This is a genomic window from Stappia albiluteola (assembly GCF_014050225.1).
Lineage (GTDB): Bacteria > Pseudomonadota > Alphaproteobacteria > Rhizobiales > Stappiaceae > Hongsoonwoonella > Hongsoonwoonella albiluteola.
In genome coordinates this window covers 305,006-327,725 of record NZ_JACFXV010000048.1, presented here as the reverse complement: position 1 = coordinate 327,725, position 22,720 = coordinate 305,006, and the positions used below count along the sequence as shown (strand labels likewise).

Below are 22,720 nucleotides of genomic sequence, written 5' to 3'. Positions count from 1 at the left end.
TCGTTCCTCAGTCCTTCAGTTCGTCTTTGTGTTCGGCAACGAGTTCCTCCGCCTCATGGGCGGCGATCATCGTTTCCTGCTTGCCCTGGATGATGGCGATCATCGCCTGCAGGCAGCGGAAGCCGAACAGGGTGAGGCCAAGCGGCAGGATCAGGTAGGCGATCCAGCGCTGCACCCGTTCCTTGGTGCCGAAAGTCTCCTGGATGAATTCGGGATAGCGCAGGTCGTCGAGGCCGATGCCGATCTTGTACATGCGCGACCAGTAGTCGATCGCGCCGCCCCGCGTGTCGATGCCGAAGATGGAAAGCCAGTCGGCGGACAGCAGGATCGCCGCGTAGAGAAGGCCGCAGGCCGCGCCGAATACGGCGATCACCCGGAAGACTTTTTTCGGCAACAGGCGGATAAAGGCGTCCACGCCGAGATGGGCGCCGATTTTCACGCCGTAGCTCATGCCGAACAGGATCAGCCAGGCGAAAAGGATGCGCGTGAATTCCAGCGCGCCGGTCCAGCCGGTGTTGAAGCCGTAGCGCGCGACGACTTGAGTAAAGGAAACGATGGTCATCGCCGCGAGGAGAAGAGCAAGCACGCTCTCCTCGAAGCGGGTGACCCAGTTGTCCACCCTCTGCATGACAGGCTCCCCCCGTCGCTCAGGAAGTAAGGTCTTCGGCGACGTTCAAGAAAGGCCCCCGCAGGGGCCTTTCGAAGTTTCCGATCGATCTGATGCGCAATCAGTCGTTGGAGGCGACAGCGGCGTTGATCAGGTCCTCGCCGATATCTTCCTGGAACTTGCCCCAGACCGGCTTCATGACCTCGACCCACTTGGCGCGCTGCTCGGGCGTCAGTTCGCGGATCGTGGCGCCGGCTTCGAGGATGCGCTGGCGGTTCTTGGCTTCCGCATCGGCGACGGCGTCGTTACCGGCCTTCGTCACTTCCTCGGTGATCTTGAGGAACTGCGTCCGGGTCTCGTCGTCGAGGCTGTTCAGCCACTCGGTCGAGGTGACGAGGAGATAGGCGAGAACCTGGTGGTTGGTCTCGGTGATGCCGTCCTGCACCTCGAAGAACTTCTGGGTGTAGATGTTCGACCAGGTGTTTTCCTGCCCGTCGACGACGCCCGTCTGCAGCGCGCCGTAGACTTCCTTGAAGGCGAGCTTCTGCGCGTTGCCGCCAATGGCCTCGATCATCGCTTCCGCGACGTCCGAAGTCTGGATGCGGAACTTCAGGCCGTTGGCGTCGGAGGGCTCGAGCAGCGGCTTGTTGGCCGAGAACTGCTTCAGGCCGGACAGCCAGTAGCCGAGGCCCTGGTAGCCGACATCCTGCATGGAATCGAGCAGGCCCTTGCCGGCCTCGGACGAGTTGAAGCGGTCGACGGCACTGAGGTTCGCAAACAGGAAAGGCAGGTCGAAGACGCGATATTTCAGCGTGTAGGCTTCGAACTTGGAAAGCGAGGGCGCGGCGAGCTGGACGTCGCCAAGCAGCAGCGCTTCCATCACCTTGTCGTCGTCGAAGAGCTGGGAATTCGGGAACACCTGCATGCAGGCCTTGCCGTCCATCTCCTTGTTGACGCGGTCGGCGAGCATCGTGGCGGCATCGCCCTTCGGGTGGCCGGTCGCGGCGACGACGTGGCTGAACTTGATGACGATCTCGCCGTCGTCGCAGCCTTCACTGGCGATTGCGGGTGCGGCGAACGCAAACGAGGCGGCCGCGGCGGCGGCCACTACGAACTTTTTCATGGATGTCCTCCCAAGCGTGTTGGCTGGCCGATGTCGATCGGCGCAGCACCAATTGAGCAACTAGCGTGCCAATTGCCATCGTCGATCAAAAACCGTTGTCCTGCAAGCAAACGTGCGCCGACTCGGTGCCGCGGCCACTTCCGGATGTGTCGGGTTCGACACATCCGCAGGCGACGAATGTGTCGGTGTGGGTACATCCGCCGTGCCGGTGTCCCGGGCAGACCGGAGGGCTCAGGCGCGGCCCTCCTCCACCGCGTGACAGGCCACGCCCGTTGCCGGCTGGCGTGTCAGGAAGGCAGGGCGTTCGATCCGGCAGCGCTCGTTTGCAAGCGGGCAGCGGGGATGGAAGCTGCAGCCCGGCGGCGGATTGATCGGATTGGGAATTTCGCCTTCCACGGCCTTTCGGGGACGGCCGGTCATGTTGAGATCCGGAATCGCCTCAAGCAGCATCCGCGTATAGGGATGTTGCGGATTGCCGAACAGCTCCCCGGCCTTGGCGACTTCCACCAGGCGGCCGAGATACATGACGCCGATGCGGGCAGCCATATGCCGCACCACAGCGAGATCGTGGCTGATGAAGAGATAGGTCAGGCCGAACTCGTCCTGAAGGTCGCGCATGAGGTTGAGGATCTGCGCCTGAACCGAAACGTCGAGCGCCGAGGTCGGTTCGTCGCAGACGATGAATTCCGGGCGGGACGCCAGTGCGCGGGCAATGCAGATGCGCTGGCGCTGGCCGCCGGAGAACTCGTGCGGGTATTTCGCCCCGTCGCGCGGATTGAGGCGGACGAGTTCCAGCAGTTCGCCGACGCGGGCGGAGATCGCCTGCTCGCCTCGTTCCAGGCCGAAGGCGCGGATCGGCTCGGCGATGATCCGGTCCACCCGCCAGCGCGGGTTGAGGCTGGCATAGGGATCCTGAAAGATCATCTGGATGCGCCGCCGCAAGCCGCGCATGGCGGCGGTGTTGCGGGACTTGCGCATATCGACGCCGTCGATGCGGATTTCGCCCTCGGAGGCGGCGAGGAGGCCGACGACCATCTTGGCGACGGTGGATTTGCCGGAGCCGGATTCGCCGACCAGCGCGAATGTCTCGCCCTTGCCGATCGAGAAGGAAATATCCTGCGCGGCCTTCAGGTAGGCTTTCGGTGCCCGTTCCAGCACGCGGTTGAGCCACGGCTTCGAAACGTCGAACGTGCGCGAGAGGTTTGACACCTCGACGACAGGCGGCATGCCGGCTTCCCTCATGACAGTTGGTCCGCCTTTTTCTTGTCCACAATTGTCCGGCTGCCGTCCTCTTCGGCCAGCCAGCAGGCGACCTTGCTGCTTCCGACGTCAATCGGTTCCGGGCGTTCCTGGCGGCAACGGGCGAAAACATGCGCGCAGCGCGGATTGAACGCGCAGCCGGACGGGATGGCATCCAGTCTCGGCATTGAACCAGGGATCTGCGTCAGGCGATCTTCCGTTGCATCGAGCGTCGGGATCGCGCCCATCAAACCGATCGTGTAGGGATGGCGCGGCGCCCTCACCACGTCGGCGACGGGACCGATTTCGGCGATGCGGCCGGAATACATGACCGCGACCCGGTCGCATGTCTCGGCGATAACGCCCATGTCGTGGGTGATCAGCATCACCGAAGCGCCGTGATCGCGGCAGATCCGCTTCAATAATCGGATGATCTGGGCCTGCACCGAAACGTCGAGGGCGGTGGTGGGCTCGTCGGCGATGACCAGTTCCGGCTCGGCGCAAAGGGCAAGCGCGATCACGACGCGTTGGCGCATGCCGCCGGAAAACTGGTGCGGATAGGCGCCAAGGCGCTGGCTCGCGGCCGGAATTCCGACCTCGTCGAGGAGGTGGACGGCTCTCTCTCGCGCCTCGCGTTCGGAGACCGGCAGATGCGCCATGATGGTCTCGACAATCTGCTCCCCGATCGTGAAGAGCGGGTTCAGGCTCGTCAGTGGGTCCTGGAAGATCATGCCGATCCGCTTGCCGCGGATATGGCGCATGGCCTTTGCCGGAAGATTGTCGATCCGGTCGCCCTTGAGGCGGACCTCGCCGCCCGAAATGCGCCCCGGCGGCTCCAGGAGCCCGATGATGGCGCTGCCCGTCAGCGACTTGCCGGCGCCGGACTCTCCGACGACGCCCAGGATCTCGCCCCGAGCGATGTCGAAGGAAATACCGTCTATCGCTTTCAGCGTGCCGCGCCGCGTCGGGAAATCGACCTTGAGATCGCGGACCGAGAGGAGGGGGTGTTCCGACATGCTTCCTCCTAGCGAAGCTTGGGGTTGAGCGCGTCGCGCAGCCAGTCGCCGAGCAGATTGACGGCCAGCACCAGCAGCGCGAGGGCGGCGCCCGGAAAGATCGCGATCCACCATTCGCCGGAGAACAGGAAGTCGTTGCCGATGCGGATGAGCGTGCCGAGCGAAGGCTGGGTCGGCGGGACGCCGACACCGAGGAAGGAAAGCGTCGCTTCGGTGATGATCGCGAGCGCCAGGTTGATCGTGGCGATGACGAGCGCGGGACCGAGCACGTTCGGCAGGACATGCCGGATCATGATGAGAAACGGCGGAATGCCGATCAGCCTGGCCGCCTGGACGTATTCCTTGCCGCGCTCGACCAGCGTCGAGCCGCGCACGGTGCGGGCGAATTGCACCCAGAGCGATAGCGAGATCGAGAAGACGAGGATCCAGAAGACGTATTTCTCGCGGTCGAGATTGCCGAATATCCCTCGGGCGGCGCCATCGATCAGCAGTGCGATCAGGATAGCGGGAAAGGTGAGCTGCACTTCCGCGATGCGCATGATGAAGGCATCGATCCGCCCGCCCATGTAGCCCGCCGTAAGCCCCAGCAGGATGCCCACGGTCGCGGCGAGGATCACCGACATGAAGCCGACGGCAAGCGAGATCCGTGAGCCGTAGAGGATCGCGGAGAAGACATCCCGCCCCTGATCGTCGGTGCCGAGCAGGAAGCGGGCATCTCCTCCTTCCATCCATGCGGGCGGCAGGCGGGCGTCGAGAATGGAGATGCCTGCAAGGTCGAACGGATCGTGCGGGGCGACGATCGGGGCGAAGATCGCGCCCGCGAAGAAGAGGAGAGTGAGGAAAGCCGCCGCAATCGTGACTTTCGACCTGAGAAACGAATGCAGGATATCGCTGTCGAGGAGCCTTGCGATGCGGCTTGTCGCTGCGGTTCTGGGGGAAGCCATTTCGGTCATGTAGTGTCTGGGCCTCTCCTGTCCGTCAGTGGACCGCGCGCTCGGCGCGCAGCCGCGGATCGACGAGGAAGTAGAGAATGTCGACGATCAGGTTGATCACGACGAAAAGGAAGGCGATCAGCATCAGGTAGGCCGCCATGATCGGGATATCGACGTTCTGTACGGCCTGCAGGAAGAGAAGTCCCATGCCCGGCCACTGGAAAACCGTCTCGGTGATGATCGCGAAGGCGATGATGGTGCCAAGCTGCAGGCCGGCGATCGTGATGACCGGAACGAGGGTGTTCTTCAGCGCATGGCGGAAATGGACGATGCGGTCCGGCAGGCCGCGTGCGCGGGCGAACTTGATGTAGTCGGTACGGATCACCTCCAGCATCTCCGCCCTGACCAGTCGCATGATCAGCGTCATCTGGAACAGCCCCAGGGTGATTGCGGGAAGGACCAGGGCCTTAAGGCCGCTCGTGGTCAGCAGCCCGGTCGACCACCAGCCGATCTGCACGACCTCGCCGCGCCCGAAGCTCGGCAGCCATTGCAGGTTCACCGAAAAGACGAAGATGAGCAGGATGCCGATCAGGAATGTCGGCAGCGAGATGCCGATCAGCGAGACGGACAGGAAGAATTTCGACAGCGCGCTGTCGCGGTTGAGGCCCGTATAGACGCCCATCGGGATGCCGACCAGCAAGGCGAGAAGAGCGGAAACCAGCGACAGTTCCAGCGTCGCGGGAAGCCGTTTGCCGATCATGTCGGCGACCGGCTGCTTGAACTGGTAGGACGTGCCGAAGTCGAAAAGGGCGGCATGACCGATGAAGCGGGCGAACTGCACCATGACCGGCGCGTTGAGGCCGAGCCGTTCGCGCAGGGCCTCCCTTTCCTCGGCGGACGTTTCGACGCCGACCATCTGGTTGACCGGGTCGCCGACATAGCGAAACAGCGTGAAGGCGATCAGCGCCACGACCAGCATGACGAGGATGGCCTGCAGCAGGCGCCGGATGGTGAAGGCAAGCATGAATTCTCCGCGACGGGATTGGCCGATGAGCGCCGAACCGCTTGAGCGCGCCGAAGGAACTGTCGCCAGCGGGTAAACGCCCCCGGCCTCGGGCGAAAGCCGGGGCCGGGGGGTATTTCCTGATTGTGGCTCAGTGCTTCTGGACCGAGCGGAAAAGGAACTGGTTGTCGGCGCGCTGCACGACATCCACCTTGTCCGATACGCCCCATGCCAGACCCTGCTGATGCAGCGGAATGTGCGAGACGTCACCGATCGTCAGCCGGAAGGCCTCGGCGATCAGGTCGTCGCGCTTTTCGGGGTCGTTTTCTTCCAGGATCCGGGCGGCGAGCTTGTCCACCTCGGGGTTGCAGTAGCCGCCGAGATTGAACTGTCCGCCGTTTCCTGCATCGTCGCGGCAGCCTTCGATATTGGCGAGCACGTTCCAGCTGTCGAAGGAGCTTGGCGTCCAGCCGAGCAGATAGAAGGACGTGTCGTAGCCGCCCGAAGCCAGCACCTTGGCGAAGTATTTCGCCTTGGGCTGGGCGTTGAGATCCACCTTGACGCCGACCCGGGCCAGGAAGGCGGCAACCGTCTGGCAGATCGCCTCGTCGTTCACGTAGCGATCGTTCGGGCAGTCCATGCCGACCGAGAAGCCATCCGGGTATCCGGCCTCGGCGAGCAGTTTCTTCGACGCTTCCGGATCGTAGGGATAGCGCTTGAACTCATCCGCGCGCGAGAACAGGAACGGCGAGATCATCAGGGCGGACGGCGTCGACAGGCCGCGCATGACCTTGTCTTTGATCGCCTCCATGTCGATGGCCTGGTAGAACGCAAGTCGGACACGGCGATCCTGGAATGGGTTCTTGCCCTTGACGCTGGAATGGAGGAGTTCGTCCCGCCGCTGGTCCATGCCGAGGAAGATCGTGCGCAGTTCCGGGCCGGTCAGCGCGCGCGTGCCGTCATTGTCCTCGACGCGTTTGATGTCCTGCACCGGGACCGGGTAGACCATGTCGAGTTCGCCTGAAAGAAGCGCGGCGATGCGGGTCGCGTCGGACGCGATCGGAGTGAACTCGACCGTATCCAGGTTGTGCGTGGGCTTGTCCCACCAGCCGTCATATTTGCTGTAGACGGTCTTCACGCCGGCTTCGTGGGTGTCGATGCGGAAAGGTCCGGTGCCGTTCGCGTGAAGGGCGGCATGGTTGGGATTGGTATCGGAGGCGGATGTGACCTTCACGGCGTTGTTCGCCTCGGTCCACTCCTTGTCCATGATGTACCAGGTGTCCCACTCGTAATGCAGGATCGGGTTCGGACCCGGCAGCACGAAGTCGACGGTATGGTCATCGACGATCTCGACCTTCACGTCCGCGCCAAGACGCGTTTTCAGGTCGGAGCCTTCGGCACGCAGCCGCTCGGCCGAGAAAACGACATCCTCGGCGGTGAAATCGTTGCCATTGTGGAACTTGACGCCCTTGCGCAAGTGGAAGCGCCAGCGGTTGGGCTCGACGATCTCCCAGCTTTCCGCCAGCGCCGGCTCGATCTCCAGATTGGCGCCCCGGCGCGTCAGGCCTTCATAGGCATTGCCGAGCATGCCGAGCGTGAACGTTTCGTTCAGGCTATAGGGGTCCAGCTGATTGAGGGTTCCCTGAAAGGCAAATTTCAGTGTTTCCGCCGATGCCGCGGTGCTGGCAAGCAATGCAGCGAGTGCCGTCGCGGCCGCGACGGATTTTATTCTTCGCATATCCCCTGTTCTCCCCTCTAGGATCGCATTCAGGAAGGCTGTAGGCAGGCTCCGTTCTTTTGTTTATTGGCTCTATGAACGAAACCGGAAGTCGAACTCTAAACAGGCAATTCGATGTCCGTCCAGTATAAGGTGACGTGACCCAGGGAGAGCGGTGCCTGCCGAGGCGAGATGCCTCGCCTGCCGTTCCTCCGTGCCCTAATCACATGACGCAGAAGCATAAATTCTGGCGGATCGCCGCTGCCGCCCTTGTGGAAAGGACATCACGCGCCAGCGGTTGCCCCGTCATGCCGCGGATTCTATTCCTGCACTGTCCCTCTCGGCCACCAGTGCTTCGGCAAGCGCGGTGACATCGCTGATTGCGGCGACTTCAAGCGGCGCCGACCGCCCTCTGACGAAGAGCTCGCGCGTCGTACCGATGTCGGTCGGCTCCATGCCGGCGGTTGCCAGGACATCATGCGAGACGAGGGCGAATGCGCCTTCTTCCTTCGTGGCGGCTTCCAGCCGGCTCGCCACGTTGACCACATCGCCGAGCGCCGTCAGCCCGGATTCGACACCGGATCGCCCGTCCAGCCCTATGCGGCCGAGAATCGATTGGCCGCCATGGAGCCCGATGCCGATCCTGAGGGGAGCGTCGAGGTGGTTGGCAAGGTCCCGGTTTATCGTGTCGATCTCCTCCGAAAGAGCGACGATCGTGGCAAGGGCCTGTCTCAGGCCCGCCTGGAACTCCACTTCCACGCCGAAGAGGGCCATCACGCCGTCACCCATCACCTTGTCGACCATGCCGCCATTGTGCCGGATCGTGCGCACCATGCCGTCGATATAGCGGTTGAGGATGAAAACGACGTCGAAGGGCAGGCGTCCTTCCGTCAGCCGCGTGAAGCCGCGCATATCGATGAACATCACACCGATCGGGCGTTCGACGCCCCAGCGGTAGCGGTCGTGGATGGCGGAAGGCGGCAGCGGCTTCGCGGAGGGGATGAGCGGGCGCACCACGAGATCCGATGTCGGCCTGATCTGGCAGGCAAGCCTGACCCCGGGTCCGGCATGAATGCGTTTCAGCACGCCCTGTTCGGCCGCGCTGATTTCGTTCAGGGTTTCGCCTCCCGCAAGGACGAGGGTCCGGCAGGTGGAGCAGCGCCCCCGCCCGCCGCAGACGGACATGTGCGGGATCCGGTTCAGCCGGCTGATCTCGAGCAGGGTCAGTCCCTTGTGGGCCTTGATCGTCCGCCCGCCGATATAGGCGATACTGACCATCGGACCGAATCGGCGCCATATCTTCAGGCCGAAATAGGCGGCGACCGTCAGGCCGACGAGCCCATAGGCGAGAAAGATGCCGGCCGTCGCATAGTCGGAAAGCCGGGCCAGCTGTTCGGGCGTTGCGTTGATTTTGGTGCCGCCCTCGGCAACGAGGCGCTGGGCCGCGGCTATCCAGCCGGTGAGCGCAAGCAGGGGCACCGCCACGGCCAGGGCGAACAATGTCGGCTGGACGGCCTTGTACCAGCCGTGGAGCCGCAGCCAGTAATGCAGGCCGATCATGCCGTGCAGCCAGACGATCACCAGCAGCAGCGATTGCTGGATCGCGCTGCCCGGCCACAGCAGCGAGAGCTCGTGCCGGTAGTCGACATAGGTCGAATAGAGCACCTCCGAGCCGCGCGTGCCCATGATGTGGCGGATCAGGAAGAACGGGATCAGGAGCCCGAGCCCGAGCTGGAACGCCTGCCACTTCGGAATATGGAGCGTGCCGCGCCGGGCCGTCCGCCACAGGGCGAGAACGACATGGGTGAAAAGCGCGGAATAGAGGAGCACGGTGCCGGGCAGCGAATGCCAGACGGCATAGCGCAGGTCCTGCCCGGCCTGCATCACGCCAAGGGAAATGTGGCCGAGCGCGTGATTGAGGAAATGCGTGAGCACGAAGACGATGAGCACAAGCCCGCTTGCCAGGCGCAATTGCTGCTCGAGCGTGCCGTTGCCGGCCGGTCCCTTCTTCATGCTTTGTCGGGAAGCGCTCGCTGCCATTTCCGCAATCCTCCTGGGAGGGCGATCGCCCATGTTGCAAGGCTGCATCCGAGGCGAGTTTCCCGTCAAATGGATATGATGCCGGTCACGAATCTTTGCCTGCTTCGCGAGGTGCTGCAACGGAAGGATTGGCAAATTTGCCAGTCGGACGAATGAGAAAGCGGGTGGACGCGGCGAGATGATTGCGGCATTGGCTATTGCCGTCTGGAACAGGGAGAACCTGCAATATGGCGGTCACAGTCTACGGCATAACGAATTGCGACACGATCAAGAAGGCGCGCCGTTTCCTCGAGGAGCGCGGCGTCGAATACACATTTCATGACTATCGCAAAGCGGGCGTGGACAGCGGCAAGCTCGACGGCTTCATGAAGGAGTTCGGCTGGGAGAAGGTGCTGAACCGCGGCGGCACGACCTGGCGAAAGCTGCCCGACGAGGTGAAGGAGCAGACGACGAACGCCGATGCCGCCCTCGCGTTGATGCTGGAGCAACCGTCGATCATCAAGCGCCCGATCGTCGAGACGGGCGCCCGCAACTTCATCGGCTTCGACCAGACCGCATGGGAGCTGGCCTTCGAGATGGGCGAATTCGCCTGAAGGCGCGCGCCGGCAACGTCCGCCGTTGTTTTGCATTGCGGTAAGAGCTAAGACAGCGCCAATTTCCTGCCGGCTGGATCGTGCTGAGAAGGGCCGGCGCAATCCGCGATGAAGGAACGGCAATGAACAAGGGCCTGTCTCGTCCCAAGCACCAGATCCGCTGGCTGCTCCTGGAGGGAATTTCCCAGACGGCGCGCGATATCCTGGCGCAGAACGGTTACACGAATGTCGAGGCGCTCAACACGGCGCTCGACAGGGACAGCCTGATCGAGGCCCTGAAGGGCGTGCAGATCGTCGGCATCCGGTCGCGCACGCAGCTGACGGAGGACGTGCTTGCGGCCGCAGGCAGCGTTGTCGCCGTGGGGTGTTTTTCCGTCGGCACGAATCAGGTCGCGCTTGGCGCCGCGGCAAGGCGGGGCGTTCCCGTCTTCAATGCCCCCTTTTCGAATACGCGGAGCGTGGCGGAGCTGACGATCGCCGAGATCGTCATGCTGATGCGCGGCGTCTTCCAGAAATCGACCGTGGCCCATGCCGGCGGATGGCTGAAAAGCGCGGCGGGCAGCCGCGAGGTGCGTGGCAAGACGCTCGGCATCGTCGGCTACGGCAACATCGGCTCGCAGCTCGCCGTTCTCGCCGAGGCGATGGGCATGCGCGTGATCTATCACGATCACACCGACAAGCTTCGCCACGGCAATGCGGAACCGGCTGTCTCGCTCCATGATCTGCTCTCGCGCGCCGACGTCGTCTCGTTGCACCTGCCGCAGACGCCCGAGACCCGGAACATGATCGGCGAAGCGGAAATCCGGGCGATGAAGCCGGGTGCTTTCCTGATCAACAACGCACGCGGTTCGGTGCTCGACGTCGAAGCGCTCGCCCGCGCCCTGAAGGACGGTCATCTCGCCGGCGCGGCGGTCGATGTTTTCCCGGCGGAGCCGAAGTCGAACAGCGAGGAATTCGTCAGCCCGCTGCGCGGGCTCGACAACGTCATCCTGACGCCTCACGTCGGCGGCTCGACCGAGGAGGCGCAGGAAAGGATCGGCGAGGAAGTGGCGCGCAAGCTCGTCGAATATTCCGATGTCGGCTCCACGGTCGGCGCGGTCAATTTCCCGCAGGTGCAACTTCCCAAGGGGACCGCGAACACCCGCTTCATCCAGGTGCAGAAGAACGCGCCGGGCGAACTTGGCCGCCTCAACGATCTGTTCGCGAGCTACCAGGTGAACATCGCCGCCCAGCACTACCAGACCGATGGCGAGATCGGCTACGTGGTGCTCGATGCCGACGGGCCGGTTGCCAACGCCGTGGAAATCCTGGAAGCGGTGCGCAAGCTGCCGGGCACCATCCGCGCGAGACTGCTCAACCGCGTCTGACCGCGGCGGATTGCGGTGTGAAGCGCCGTGCCGGCCCCGGCGCTTCCTCGCCTGTCTTGCTCAGGTATCGTCCCGCCAGATCCTTTTCATGTCGAAGGCGTGGATATCCTTCAGCAGATCCACGAAACCCTGCGCCGCGTGGTCCAGCGAGGCCTTGCCTTTTTCCGCCGTTGCCGCAGCCGCGTTGCCGACGACGCCGAGCGGGTTGAGATCCTGCGACTTCCAGCCGAACTGGGCCGGGCCGTGGCCCCGCAGGTGCTTGAACTCCCGCAGGAAATCCTGCTGGGCCGAAGGGAAGTCGGCAGCCTTTTCCATGCGCACGAGGTCGGGGCGCAGGTGAAGCATGATCGAGGTTTCGATGTCCCCCCCGTGGATGCCGTAGCTGAATTCCTGCCGGGGAAAGACGCCGTCCGGCTGGCCGAAGCGGCTCCAGGCGGTCGCAACCGCCAGCATGTCGTATTTCACCCTTAGTTCGCGGGCGACGATATCGATGATCGGGACGTTGCCGCCGTGCGAATTGATGAGCACGAACTTGCGGATGCCGGCGCGGTGCACGCTGTCGCCGATCTCCTCCCAGGCCTTGGTCACCGTATCCCAGGAAAGGGTCAGCGTGCCGGGCGAGGAAATGTGCTCATTCGACTTGCCGATGGCCTGCACGGGCAGGAAGGTTGCCGGGACGTCGTCCGGCAGCAGTTCGAGAACGCGGGCGATCTGGCCTTCGGCAATGCAGGTGTCCGTGAAGACGGGCAGATGCGGGCCGTGCTGTTCGATCGCCGCGACCGGGAGCACCGCGATCCAGTCGCGGGTGTCGGCCTCGGTAAAGTCGAAGGTGGTCATCTCATGCCAGAAACGGCGCGGCAGTGAGGGCATTGAGGTCTCGTGAGGCTGGTTGACGGGCGCCGCAGGGCGCATCGGGATCGTCTTTGGACCTTAGCGCCTGCCCGGTTCCGATCCAAGCCGATCCGGCATGGATCGCCCCACTCGTTCACGCTGAACTGAATGCGCACAGGGTCGTTCCTTAAGACTTCGGTTACCATCGCCTGGCGATCCTTGCGCCATGTCACTGGCGATTGGAGGTTCCTTCCCGCTTCCGTTCCAGCGACCTGCGACACCCGTGCCTGGCGCGGGCGGGGCGGGCCCGCTGCCGATCGCGCGCGCGCCGGCGCAACCGGCGGAAGCTTCCGTTGCCTCCAATGTCGAAACCCAGCGCGCCGACGCGGTGCGCGCCGCCGACGGAACCGAGCGCTCCTCCTTGCGCAGCGACCCGCGCAAGGACGCGGAGGAAACCCGCAAGCCCGGCGAGATCGAGGATGGATCGACCGAGAAGGCCGCCGACGGCGAGGAACTGACGGAGGAGGAAGAGAACCAGGTCCGCGAGCTCAAGCAGCGCGACACCGAAATCCGCCAGCACGAGCAGGCCCATGCCGCGGTCGGCGGACCCTATGCCGGTTCGCCGCAGTATGAATTCACGACCGGGCCCGACGGCAAGCGCTACGTATCGGCCGGCGAGGTGCCGATCGACGCGTCGCCTGAGCGCACGCCCGAGCAGACGATCCGCAAGGCGGAAATCGTCATTCGCGCCGCTTTGGCTCCCGCGGATCCGTCGTCGCAGGATCGCCAGGTCGCAGCCCAGGCCCAGAAGTTGCGAACCGAAGCCCAGGCGGAGCTTCGCAAGCAAGGTAATGCCGAACTGACCGGCGCCGCGGAAGAGGGCGAAGGCGAGCCGCAGAACCTGCTGGACCTTTTTTCCGACCTGCTCGAAGGCGACCAATCGGATGGCGAAGGAGAGGCCACCGGCTCAAGGCGCTCCGAAGCCCGGGTCGCGAATGCGGCCTATCAGGACGCGGCGAACACCATCTTCCGGCAGGCCAATGCCGCCGCAGCCCTTTTCGGCGTCGTGGCGTGAGCGCTATCGGGCCGGCTTGAGCCGGCCCGAATTGCCAGGCGCTGCCAATGCGCAAGGATCAGAGGCTCTCCAGGAAACGCTTCGCCGCTTCGCCGTGCTCATGGCGCAGCCGGGCGACATCCATGTTGACCGGCAGCCCGTCGACCACGCTCCAGTCGCCGCCGATCATCACCCTGTCGGCGCGATGTGCGCCGCAAAGCACGAGTGCCGCCAGAGGATCGCCCGCACCCGAAAAGCGCAATTCGTCCAGCGTGTAGAAGGCCAGATCGGCCTGCTTTCCGACCGAGATGGAACCGATATCGTCACGCCCCAGGCACCGCGCGGAGCCTTCCGTCGCCCAGCGGAACACGTCGAAATGCGTGACGCTTGCCGCATCGTATGTCAGCCGGTTGATCATCAGCGCGTGGCGCACGCCTTCCATCAGATTGGAATTGTCGTTCGAGGCCGAGCCGTCGACGCCGAGACCGACGGGCGAGCCGGCGGCTTCCAGCTCCTTCGTCCGGCATTGGCCGGAAGCGAGTACCATGTTGGAGGTCGGGCAATGGCAGACGCCGACCCGGTGGCGACCGAGGCGCTTCACCTCGTCGTCGGTGAAGTGGATGCCGTGGGCAAGCCACACCCGCTCGTTCATCCAGCCGCATTCTTCGAGATAGTCGACCGGCCGGCACTGAAAGTGATGCAGGCAGTAATCGTCCTCGTCTATGGTTTCGCCAAGATGGGTGTGCAGGCGGCAATCGTATTTCTCCGCCAGCGCCACGCTTTCGCGCATCAGCCGCTTGGTGACCGTGAAGGGGGCGCAAGGCGCCAGCGCGACCTGAATGCGGGAGCCTTTCGAATTGTCGTGATAGCGGGAGAGCACGCGTTCGCAATCGGCAAGGATGGTGTCCTCGTCCTGCACGACGGTGTCGGGTGGCAGGCCTCCGTCCTTCTGGCTGAGGTTCATCGAACCGCGCGTCACCGTCATGCGAATGCCGAGACGGTTCGCTTCCTCGACCTGGATATCGACGGCTTCGTTCAACCCGGCGGGAAAGAGATAGTGGTGATCGGCGGCCGTCGTGCAGCCCGACATCAAAAGCTCGGTCAGCGCGAGGCGGGTGCCGAGGCGGAATGTTTCCGGCGTCACGTTCCTCGCCCAGATCGGGTAGAGCGAGGTCAGCCAGGGAAACAGTTCCTTATTGATGGCCGAGGGATGTGCCCGCGTCATCGTCTGGAAGAAGTGGTGATGGGTGTTGACGAGACCCGGAATGATGACGTGGGCCGACGCGTCGAAGGTCCGGTCGACGGGAGCGGACGGCTCCTGGCCTCGCGCCACGCATTCGACGATGGCGCCGTCTTCGACGACGATGCCGCGTTCGGCGCCGTCAGCGAGAATTGCAATCGGGTCTTTGATCCACAAGCGCATGGGATGGTCCTGTTCTTTCGGACCTGCAGGCTTAGATAGCGGCAGTCAAGCCGCCCGAGTTCCGCGCAGGGGGAGGGATATCTGCCGCCGCTTTCAATGAGCGCCGACCGTCAAGAATTAGCACTGCGGTAGGCTTTTCGGCAATTGCCGCGGGCCTGCGAGGCGCCTCATTCGGCACATGCCGCGATCGCCTCCACTTCCACAAGGAATGCCTCGCGCGCGAAGCCGGACACGATCATCAGCGTTGAGGCCGGGGGCGGCGAGGCGGTGAATTCGTCGCGCACCTTCATATAGCCGGGCAGATCTTCCCGCCGCGTCACGAAAGCGTTGATGCGGACGATATGCTCGAATCCCATTCCGGCTTCGCGCAGGATCGCGCCGATATTCTCGAAGCAGAGCCGCGTCTGGCCCTCGACATCGGCAGGTATCGTGTCGTCCGGCGCGATGCCGAGCTGCCCGGAACAGACGAGCAGCCTGTGGCCGGCCGGAACCTCGACGGCGTGACTGTAGCGGGCAAAGGGCGGGCGGATCGTCTTCGGTGTTACGGCTTTCGTCATTCCGTGCCTCGCGGGTCATTCTCTGAGTGCAGACCTTGGCGCCATCACGCCCGGTCCCGCCAAATTAATGGGTCCCGACCTTCACGGCTTGCCGCTTTTTTCGGCAGTGATCGTGAGTTAGTCTTTGCCGAGGAGCGGTCAGGGAACCGGTCACGCCTGCATTTTCCGCGAGGATGGCGGTCTCATGGGAACTGGCATGGCGATTGCTCTTGATGGCAGAGAGAATACTGATGCCAGAGAGAATATTGATGCCAGGGACATTCCCGCCAGTTTAGCCGGTATGGGCAGGCGGCCGGCAAGGCCGTGGACGGCACAAGGGAAATTCGGCGGGGTCATTCAGCAGGAGGGACGGCAATGCGATTTCTTGCGGGCTTTTGTGCGGGCCTTGCGCTGCTTGGGGCATCCACGGCGGCCTCGGCGCTCGATCAGGTCAGGTTCGGCACAAACTGGCTGGCGGAGGCCGAGCATGGCGGCTTCTATCAGGCGGTCGCCGATGGCACATACGAGAAATACGGTCTCGCTGTCGAGATCGTGCAGGGCGGGCCGCAGGCGGCGAACCAGGCCTTGCTGATGGCCGACAAGATCCAGTTCTACATGCAGGGCAACCTGATCGGCTCCTTCTCCGCCGTCGAGCAGGGCGTGCCGGTCGTCGAGGTCGCCGCGATCTTCCAGAAGGATCCGCAGGTGATCATTGCCCATCCCGATCAGGGCATCGAAACCTTCGAGGATCTCGCCAAGCTGCCGACGATTTTTCTCGGCAAGGACCTCTTCGCCACGGGTTTCCAGTGGATGAAGGCCAATTTCGACGGTTTCCGGGACGAGCAGTACAAGCCTTATGCCTTCAACCCGGCGCCCTTCCTTGCCGACAAGCAATCGGCGCAGCAGGGCTACATTACTTCCGAGCCCTTCGCGATCGAACAGCAGGGAGGTTTCAAGCCGAAGCTTTTCCTGATGGCCGATGCGGGCTTCGATACCTACTCGACCATGATCGAGACCAAGGCGGACTATCTCGCCGCCAATCCGGACATCGTGAAGCGTTTCGTCGAAGCATCGATCATCGGCTGGTATAATTACCTTTATGGCGACAATGCCGAAGCCAACGGGCTGATCAAGCAGGCCAATCCGGAAATGACGGATGAGCAGATCGAGTTCACCATCGCCAAGATGAAGGAATACGGCCTCATCGAATCCGGCATCGCGCTGGAAAAGGGCATCGGCTGCATGACCGACGAGGGCGTCAAGGGGTTCTATGACAAGATGGTCGCCGCCGGCGTCGTCAAGGCGGACCTGGATATCTCCAAGGTCTACACGACCGAGTTCGTCTGCAACGGTCTCGGCATGGACCTCAGGAAATAGCCCGGCATAGCTCCGGAAAGGAATCTGGAAAGAAGAATGCTGCAGTCCTCCAGGGAACCGATGACGCAGGCCGCTCCGCTGATATCCCTGCGTCATGTCTCCAAGCGCTTTGCCAATGGCACGCTGGCGCTGAACGATCTGTCGCTCGATATCGCCCAAGGGGAATTCGTCAGCCTGCTCGGGCCGTCGGGCTGCGGCAAATCGACGGCCTTGAGGATTATCGCAGGGCTCGCCAATGCCTCGGGCGGCAAGCTCGAATGGCCCTCGGCGTCCGGTGCGACGCCGGTTGCCGAACACGGCGCGGAGATCAGCTTCGTCTTCCAGGAGCCGACGCTGATGCCCTGGGCCACCGTTTTCGGCAACGTTCATCTGCCTTTGAAGCTGAAAGGCGTCTCCAGAACGGCGGCGCGGGACGACGTGATGGCGGCCCTCGACATGGTCGGTCTTGCCGGCTTCGCCGACAGCTACCCGCGCGAGCTTTCCGGCGGCATGAAGATGCGGGTGTCGATCGCCCGTGCGCTCGTTACCAAGCCTCGGCTGCTGCTGATGGACGAGCCTTTCGCCGCGCTGGACGAAATCACCCGCTTCAAGCTCAACAACGATCTCCTCCATCTCTGGAGCACGTTCGGCTGGACGGTGATCTTCGTCACCCATTCCGTCTTCGAGAGCGTTTACCTGTCCAACCGGATCGTCGTGATGGCGGCGAGACCGGGGCGGGTCGTCGAGGACATGACCGTGGATGCGCCCTATCCGCGCGAGGAGGAATTCAGGACCTCGAGCCTCTACAACGACTATTGCCGCAAGGCCTCGGAAGCTCTTCACCGGGCGATGGAGGCGAGCGAGGGGTCATGAGTTTCCCTGCCAGCGAAACAGATCTGGGTGCAGGCGTTTCCGCGTCGCCGACGTCGCTCGCGACGGATGGCGGGCGAAGCGGCGGCGGTCGGTCGAGGATCCTGCGATTTGCGGTACCGGTCTTCATGCTCGTGCTGCTGGTTGCGGCCTGGAGCCTGTACGTTGCGGCTTACGATGTTCCCCATTACATCCTGCCGAGCCCGCGTCGGGTTGCCGAAGCGCTTGTGGCCGACTGGTCGGTTTTGGGGCCGGCTCTGCTGGTGACGCTGAAGATCACCTTCCTGGCTTTGCTGATCGCGCTGGTCGGCGGCGTCGCGCTTGCCGTCCTGCTTTCGGAATCGCGGCTCGCGGAACTGGCTCTCTACCCCTACGCCGTCATCCTGCAGGTGACGCCGATCGTGGCGATCGCGCCGCTGATCCTGATCTATGTTCCCTCGACGCAGGCGGCCTTGCTGATCTGCGCCTGGATCGTCGCCTTCTTTCCGGTGCTCTCCAACACCACGCAGGGACTGAAGTCGACGGACCACAACCTGCTCGATCTCTTCCGGCTCTATGGCGCAAGCCGCTGGCAGACGCTCGCCTATCTCAAGATGCCGAATGCCTTGCCCTATTTCCTGGCGGGTCTGCGCATCGCCGGCGGCCTGGCGTTGATCGCCGCGGTGGTCGCGGAATTCGCCGCCGGCTCGGCCGGTGCCGGGTCGGGCCTTGCCTTCCGCCTCATCGAGTCGCAATTTCGGTTGAACATCCCGCGCCTTTTTGCCGCGCTGATCCTGCTTTCGATGACCGGCGTTCTGATATTTGCTGTCACGAGCTTCGTTTCGCATCTCTTGCTGCGCCGGTGGCATGAAAGCGCCCTGAAGCGGGAGGTCTGAATTTGCAATGGCCTTTCTCGATATTCCCAACGGAGCCTATTGCCTCGTAAACGCGACGGTTCCCGACTGCCTGACCAGCGAACCCGTCGCCTATCGGGGCGAGGGGCTGGCTCGCGCGGATATCGTGATCGAAGCCGGACGGATTGCCCGCATCCTGCCCGCGGGTGCGGCGACGCCCCGCGATCTCGCCCTTGTGGATCTGGATGGCGGTCTCGTATTGCCCGGCCTCGTCGACATGCATACGCATCTGGACAAGGGCCATATCTGGCCGCGAAAGCCCAATCCGGACGGAACGTTTGCCGGAGCGCTGCAAAGCGTTGCCGAGGACCGGATGGCGCGGTGGTCCGCTTCCGATGTCGCCCGCCGCATGGATTTCGCCCTTCGCTCCGCATTCGCGCATGGCACGGTGTTCATGCGCACGCATATCGACAGCATTCCGCCCCAGGATGGGATCTCCTGGCCGGTCTTCCTGGAGATGCGCGAGCGCTGGGCCGGGCGGATCGCCCTGCAGGCGGTTGCCCTGTTCGGCATCGAAGCGGTGGCGGACGACGGGTTTCTCGATCGGATCGCGAGGCGCGTGGCAACGTGTGGCGGCGTGTTGGGCAGCGTCACCTACATGGTCGACGGACTGGTCGACCATCTCGACCGGGTGTTCCAGACGGCGGCCCGTCATGGGCTGGATCTCGACTTCCATGTCGACGAGACGCTGGACCCTTCCGCCCATTCGCTCCGCCTCATCGCCGAGGCGGCGTTGCGCAATCGCTTTGCGGGCAAGGTGGTCTGCGGCCATTGCTGCTCGCTCTCGACGCAGGATGCGGACGAGGTGGAGCGCACGCTGGATGCGGTTGCCGAAGCCGGCCTGGGCATCGTCGCCCTGCCGATGTGCAATCTTTATCTGCAGGATCGCGCCGCCGGCCGTACGCCGCGCTTCAGAGGCGTGACGCTGCTGCATGAACTTAAGGCGCGCGGCGTTCCGGTCGCGGTCGCCTCCGACAATACGCGGGATCCGTTTTACGCCTATGGCGATCTCGACATGGTCGAGGTCTATGCCCAGGCAACCCGTCTCCTGCATCTCGATCATCCTGTCGGCGACTGGATCAAGACGGTGACGCTGACGCCGGCCGAAATGCTGGGAAGCGCCGAGGCGGGGCGTATCGAGGAGATGGGGGCAGCCGATCTCCTCCTCTTCCGGGTGCGCGACTGGAACGAGCTTCTGGCCCGGCCCGGCGGCGAACGCATCGTGCTGCGTTCGGGCCAGCCGATCGACAGGACGCTTCCCGACTACCGGGAACTCGATGACCTGATGGAGTGATGCCGATGAACGATCTGGCCAAGCTGAAGAAGGATCTCGACGGCCTGGAGGTCGAGGACAATCCCCAGATCGTCAAGCAGAAGAGCCGGGATTTCTTCTGGTACTCGCCGGTTCTCAAGCGCCAGCTCGATCACGTGACCGCCGATCTGGTCGTGACGCCGAAGTCGGAAGAGGAGGTGATCCAAGTTCTCAAGGCCTGCTTCGCCCACGACGTGCCGGTGACGACGCGCGGGGCGGGCACGGGCAATTACGGCCAGGCCATGCCGCTGTCGGGCGGTGTCGTCCTCAATCTGGCGGCCCTGAACGAGGTGCTTGAAATTTCGCCCGGCGTGGTGCGGGCGCAGGCCGGCGCCATCATGGCGGCGATCGACGAGGCTGCCCGCCCGGGTGGCCAGGAATTGCGCATGCATCCCTCCACCTACAGGACGGCGACGGTCGGCGGCTTCATCGCCGGCGGTTCCGGCGGCGTCGGGTCGATCAACTGGGGAGGGTTGCGCGACCTGGGCAATATCATCAGCCTGAAGGTCGCGACGATGGAGGCCGAACCGCGCATCCTGCACATGAAGGGCGAGGATCTTCACAAGGTCAGTCATGCCTACGGCACCAACGGCATCATTCTCGAGGTCGAGGTGCCCCTGACCGCGGCCTATGACTGGGTGGATGTCATCGTCGGCTTCGACGAATTCATGGACGGCGTTCATTTCGCCGACGCGCTCGCCAACCAGGACGGCATCCTGACGAAGGAGATCGCGCCGGTCGCCGCTCCCGTCCCGCATGACTATTTCCTGCGCCACCAGAAATATCTCCGCAAGGGCCAGTCGGTCGTCCTGCTGATGGTCGCCCCCTTCGCCATGGACGCCTTCCTTGCCTTCGCGTCGCGGTTTCGCGCGGCTTCGATCTGTTATCGCAGCGACGTCGGCCGACCGGAGGAAAGGAAGGGGTTGCCGCCCGTCTACGAGCTTGCGTGGAACCACACGACGTTGCGGGGCCTCAGGGTCGATCCGACGATTACCTATCTTCAGGTGCTCTATCCATTTCCGGACTATGTCGAGAAGGTAGGCAGGATGACCCGGCTCCTCGGCGACGAGGTGCCCGGGCATCTCGAATTCGTGCGTTTCGACGGCAAGATCACCTGCTTCGGCCTGCCGATCGTCCGGTACACCTCGGAAGAGCGCCTCAACGAGATCATCCGCCTGCATGAGGATCACGGCTGCCCGATCTTCAATCCCCACCGCTACACTCTGGAGGAGGGCGGTATGAAGCAGACGGATGCGGTGCAACTGGCCTTTAAGCGCGAAGCCGATCCCAAGGGGCTGCTCAACCCGGGAAAGATGATCGCCTGGGAGGATCCGGACTTCGATTTCTCCGCGCAGAAGACCTATCTTTTCCCGGGGCTTGCCCGATGACGGGTCCGCGGCGGGAGCCGGCAGGGATCCGGGAGGGCGGCGGCTAGCATGCGGGTGCTTGTTGTCTACTGCCATCCTTGTGCCGACAGCTTCAACGCGGCGACCCGGGATGCGGTGTTGTCCGGATTGCGGCGTGGCGGTCACGAGGTCCGCCTGATCGATCTTTACCGCGAGGGTTTCGAGCCCGTCATGTCTGAAGCGGAGAGGCGGCTCTACCATGACCCCGTTCGCAACCGCGAGCCGGTCGACGAGCATCTGGATCACCTTTCCTGGGCGGACGGGCTGGTCTTCGTCTACCCGACCTGGTGGTTCGGCCTGCCGGCCATGCTGAAAGGATGGCTCGACCGGGTATTCGTGCCGCATGTGACCTTCGAACTGCCGGTAAACGGCAGGCCCGCGCGGCCGCTGATGACCCATATAAGCCGCATCGCCGTCGTGACGACCTGCGGGGCGTCGTGGTTCGTTTCCAAGCTGATGGGCGAGCCTGGCCGCAAGACCCTGCTGCGCGGCATTCGCAGCGTATGCGCGGGCAATTGCCGGACGCTCTATCTCGCCCATTACAAGATGGATTCCTCCACGCGTGAGAGTCGGCTGCGCTATCTGCGGCGGATCGAAAGAGCGCTATCGCGTTTTGCCTGAAAGCCCGGTTTGGTTTGCCGGGTAAGGGCGAGCGTCTTGCAATGCAAGGAATCTTCGCCGGCGAAGCGAAGCTGTCATCTAACCTTCATGCGTGGCTGCTAGAGCATATCCCGCCAAGTCCGAACAGGAGTTGGCGGGATATGCTCAAAGCATTAGTCGTGAAGCGCGTTCGCGAAAAGCGCTCCAGAGAATTCGCGCTTGGAAAGCAGCTCGCGAAACCGTGTGCGTGAGGCGGGCGACAGAGCGGGAAACCGATTGCCATGGCATTCAATCACAAAAAGAGCGTCACGTTCCGTCTTGCGCAGGCGTCGAAGGCTCATCGGGCCCGCTCAGGCACTCATCTGGCGCGCATCGGCCTGCATCCGGGCCAGGAAGCCGTGCTCAAGGTTCTCGGCGAAACGGATGGCCTGACGATGAGCCAGCTGGCTCTCGCTCTCGGCGTGCAGCCGCCGACCGTCACCAAGATGATCACCCGCCTGTCCACGCAGGGTCTGCTCAGGCGCGAGATGTCCGCCACGGACGGGCGCCTGGCCAAGGTTTTCCTGACCGAAGTTGGCAAGGAGCGGATTGCCGCCGTCGACAAGGCCTGGAAGCGGCTCGAGCGCGAGGCGCTCGCCGGCCTCGATGATAAGGACCGCAAGAAGCTTCGCAAGCTGCTCCGCCTCGTGGAAAGAAACCTCTCCGCGAGCGCCGACAGCGATCCCGAGATCGACGGCGATCCTGAAGACGCCGACACCGACGCGCCCGCCGTTCGCACCGCCGAAACGGTCGACGCCTGAGC

21 protein-coding genes are annotated in these 22,720 nt (G+C 63.6%); 10 read left to right on the top strand and 11 right to left on the bottom strand.

Going from position 1 to position 22,720, the window contains the following annotated elements; genetic code table 11:
* Positions 1 to 7 precede the first annotated feature (7 nt).
* From H2509_RS09685 to H2509_RS09650, 8 genes are all read right to left on the bottom strand, one after another.
* A complete protein-coding gene (locus H2509_RS09685; RefSeq protein ID WP_182164739.1) occupies positions 8 to 628 on the bottom strand; it encodes a TRAP transporter small permease in 621 nt (206 codons plus the stop codon).
* A 100-nt stretch (positions 629 to 728) separates the two neighbouring features.
* Positions 729 to 1,730 (bottom strand): DctP family TRAP transporter solute-binding subunit, encoded by a 1,002-nt coding sequence (locus H2509_RS09680; protein WP_182164737.1) that lies wholly within the window; start codon positions 1,728 to 1,730, stop codon positions 729 to 731.
* Positions 1,731 to 1,961: 231 nt separating this feature from the next.
* Positions 1,962 to 2,957: an ABC transporter ATP-binding protein gene (locus tag H2509_RS09675; protein WP_182164735.1), complete on the bottom strand. Its 996-nt coding sequence runs from the start codon at positions 2,955 to 2,957 to the stop codon at positions 1,962 to 1,964.
* A gap of 11 nt (positions 2,958 to 2,968) precedes the next feature.
* Positions 2,969 to 3,985, bottom strand: coding sequence for an ABC transporter ATP-binding protein (locus H2509_RS09670; RefSeq protein WP_182164732.1), 1,017 nt, complete (start codon positions 3,983 to 3,985; stop codon positions 2,969 to 2,971).
* Positions 3,986 to 3,993: 8 nt separating this feature from the next.
* Positions 3,994 to 4,938, bottom strand: a complete 945-nt coding sequence (locus tag H2509_RS09665; protein WP_182164730.1) for an ABC transporter permease — start codon at positions 4,936 to 4,938, stop codon at positions 3,994 to 3,996.
* A 25-nt stretch (positions 4,939 to 4,963) separates the two neighbouring features.
* Complete coding sequence (locus H2509_RS09660) at positions 4,964 to 5,941, bottom strand: ABC transporter permease (RefSeq protein WP_182164728.1); 978 nt, start codon at positions 5,939 to 5,941, stop codon at positions 4,964 to 4,966.
* A 130-nt stretch (positions 5,942 to 6,071) separates the two neighbouring features.
* On the bottom strand, positions 6,072 to 7,658 hold the full coding sequence (locus H2509_RS09655) for an ABC transporter substrate-binding protein (protein ID WP_182164726.1): 1,587 nt from the start codon (positions 7,656 to 7,658) through the stop codon (positions 6,072 to 6,074).
* A 285-nt stretch (positions 7,659 to 7,943) separates the two neighbouring features.
* Positions 7,944 to 9,650: an adenylate/guanylate cyclase domain-containing protein gene (locus tag H2509_RS09650; RefSeq protein ID WP_209001889.1), complete on the bottom strand. Its 1,707-nt coding sequence runs from the start codon at positions 9,648 to 9,650 to the stop codon at positions 7,944 to 7,946.
* A gap of 254 nt (positions 9,651 to 9,904) precedes the next feature.
* On the opposite strand from H2509_RS09650, the gene H2509_RS09645 reads away from it, so the two are divergent.
* Both H2509_RS09645 and serA read left to right on the top strand, forming a co-directional pair.
* Complete coding sequence (locus tag H2509_RS09645) at positions 9,905 to 10,270, top strand: ArsC family reductase (RefSeq protein WP_182164722.1); 366 nt, start codon at positions 9,905 to 9,907, stop codon at positions 10,268 to 10,270.
* Between the two features lie 122 nt (positions 10,271 to 10,392).
* The gene (gene serA, locus H2509_RS09640; RefSeq protein WP_182164720.1) at positions 10,393 to 11,637 is read left to right on the top strand and encodes a phosphoglycerate dehydrogenase; all 1,245 of its coding nucleotides are present in this window, start codon (positions 10,393 to 10,395) and stop codon (positions 11,635 to 11,637) included.
* Positions 11,638 to 11,697: 60 nt separating this feature from the next.
* Here serA and H2509_RS09635 read toward each other — a convergent pair whose 3' ends face one another.
* On the bottom strand, positions 11,698 to 12,507 hold the full coding sequence (locus H2509_RS09635; protein WP_182164718.1) for a creatininase family protein: 810 nt from the start codon (positions 12,505 to 12,507) through the stop codon (positions 11,698 to 11,700).
* A 187-nt stretch (positions 12,508 to 12,694) separates the two neighbouring features.
* On the opposite strand from H2509_RS09635, the gene H2509_RS09630 reads away from it, so the two are divergent.
* A complete protein-coding gene (locus H2509_RS09630; protein ID WP_182164716.1) occupies positions 12,695 to 13,543 on the top strand; it encodes a putative metalloprotease CJM1_0395 family protein in 849 nt (282 codons plus the stop codon).
* A 58-nt stretch (positions 13,544 to 13,601) separates the two neighbouring features.
* On the opposite strand, the gene H2509_RS09625 is transcribed toward H2509_RS09630, so the two are convergent.
* Positions 13,602 to 14,945 (bottom strand): 8-oxoguanine deaminase, encoded by a 1,344-nt coding sequence (locus H2509_RS09625; protein ID WP_182164714.1) that lies wholly within the window; start codon positions 14,943 to 14,945, stop codon positions 13,602 to 13,604.
* Between the two features lie 167 nt (positions 14,946 to 15,112).
* The gene (locus H2509_RS09620; RefSeq protein WP_182164712.1) at positions 15,113 to 15,502 is read right to left on the bottom strand and encodes a RidA family protein; all 390 of its coding nucleotides are present in this window, start codon (positions 15,500 to 15,502) and stop codon (positions 15,113 to 15,115) included.
* 354 nt (positions 15,503 to 15,856) lie between these two features.
* On the opposite strand from H2509_RS09620, the gene H2509_RS09615 reads away from it, so the two are divergent.
* The 7 genes from H2509_RS09615 to H2509_RS09585 all read left to right on the top strand — a co-directional run bounded on the left by H2509_RS09615 (position 15,857) and on the right by H2509_RS09585 (position 22,718).
* Positions 15,857 to 16,858 (top strand): ABC transporter substrate-binding protein, encoded by a 1,002-nt coding sequence (locus H2509_RS09615; protein WP_182164710.1) that lies wholly within the window; start codon positions 15,857 to 15,859, stop codon positions 16,856 to 16,858.
* Between the two features lie 36 nt (positions 16,859 to 16,894).
* Entirely contained in the window at positions 16,895 to 17,710 is an 816-nt protein-coding gene (locus tag H2509_RS09610) for an ABC transporter ATP-binding protein (RefSeq protein WP_209001888.1), read from the top strand.
* Positions 17,707 to 18,582 (top strand): ABC transporter permease, encoded by an 876-nt coding sequence (locus tag H2509_RS09605; protein ID WP_182164708.1) that lies wholly within the window; start codon positions 17,707 to 17,709, stop codon positions 18,580 to 18,582. The genes H2509_RS09610 and H2509_RS09605 overlap by 4 nt, the downstream gene beginning before the upstream one ends.
* A gap of 7 nt (positions 18,583 to 18,589) precedes the next feature.
* Positions 18,590 to 19,894 carry a cytosine deaminase gene (locus H2509_RS09600; RefSeq protein WP_182164705.1) on the top strand — a complete coding sequence of 435 codons (1,305 nt, stop codon included), beginning with the start codon at positions 18,590 to 18,592 and terminating at the stop codon, positions 19,892 to 19,894.
* A gap of 5 nt (positions 19,895 to 19,899) precedes the next feature.
* On the top strand, positions 19,900 to 21,300 hold the full coding sequence (locus H2509_RS09595; RefSeq protein ID WP_182164703.1) for an FAD-binding oxidoreductase: 1,401 nt from the start codon (positions 19,900 to 19,902) through the stop codon (positions 21,298 to 21,300).
* A gap of 48 nt (positions 21,301 to 21,348) precedes the next feature.
* Entirely contained in the window at positions 21,349 to 21,939 is a 591-nt protein-coding gene (locus H2509_RS09590; protein WP_182164701.1) for an NAD(P)H-dependent oxidoreductase, read from the top strand.
* A 260-nt stretch (positions 21,940 to 22,199) separates the two neighbouring features.
* Positions 22,200 to 22,718, top strand: coding sequence for a MarR family winged helix-turn-helix transcriptional regulator (locus tag H2509_RS09585; RefSeq protein WP_182164699.1), 519 nt, complete (start codon positions 22,200 to 22,202; stop codon positions 22,716 to 22,718).
* The last annotated feature ends 2 nt before the right edge of the window (positions 22,719 to 22,720 follow it).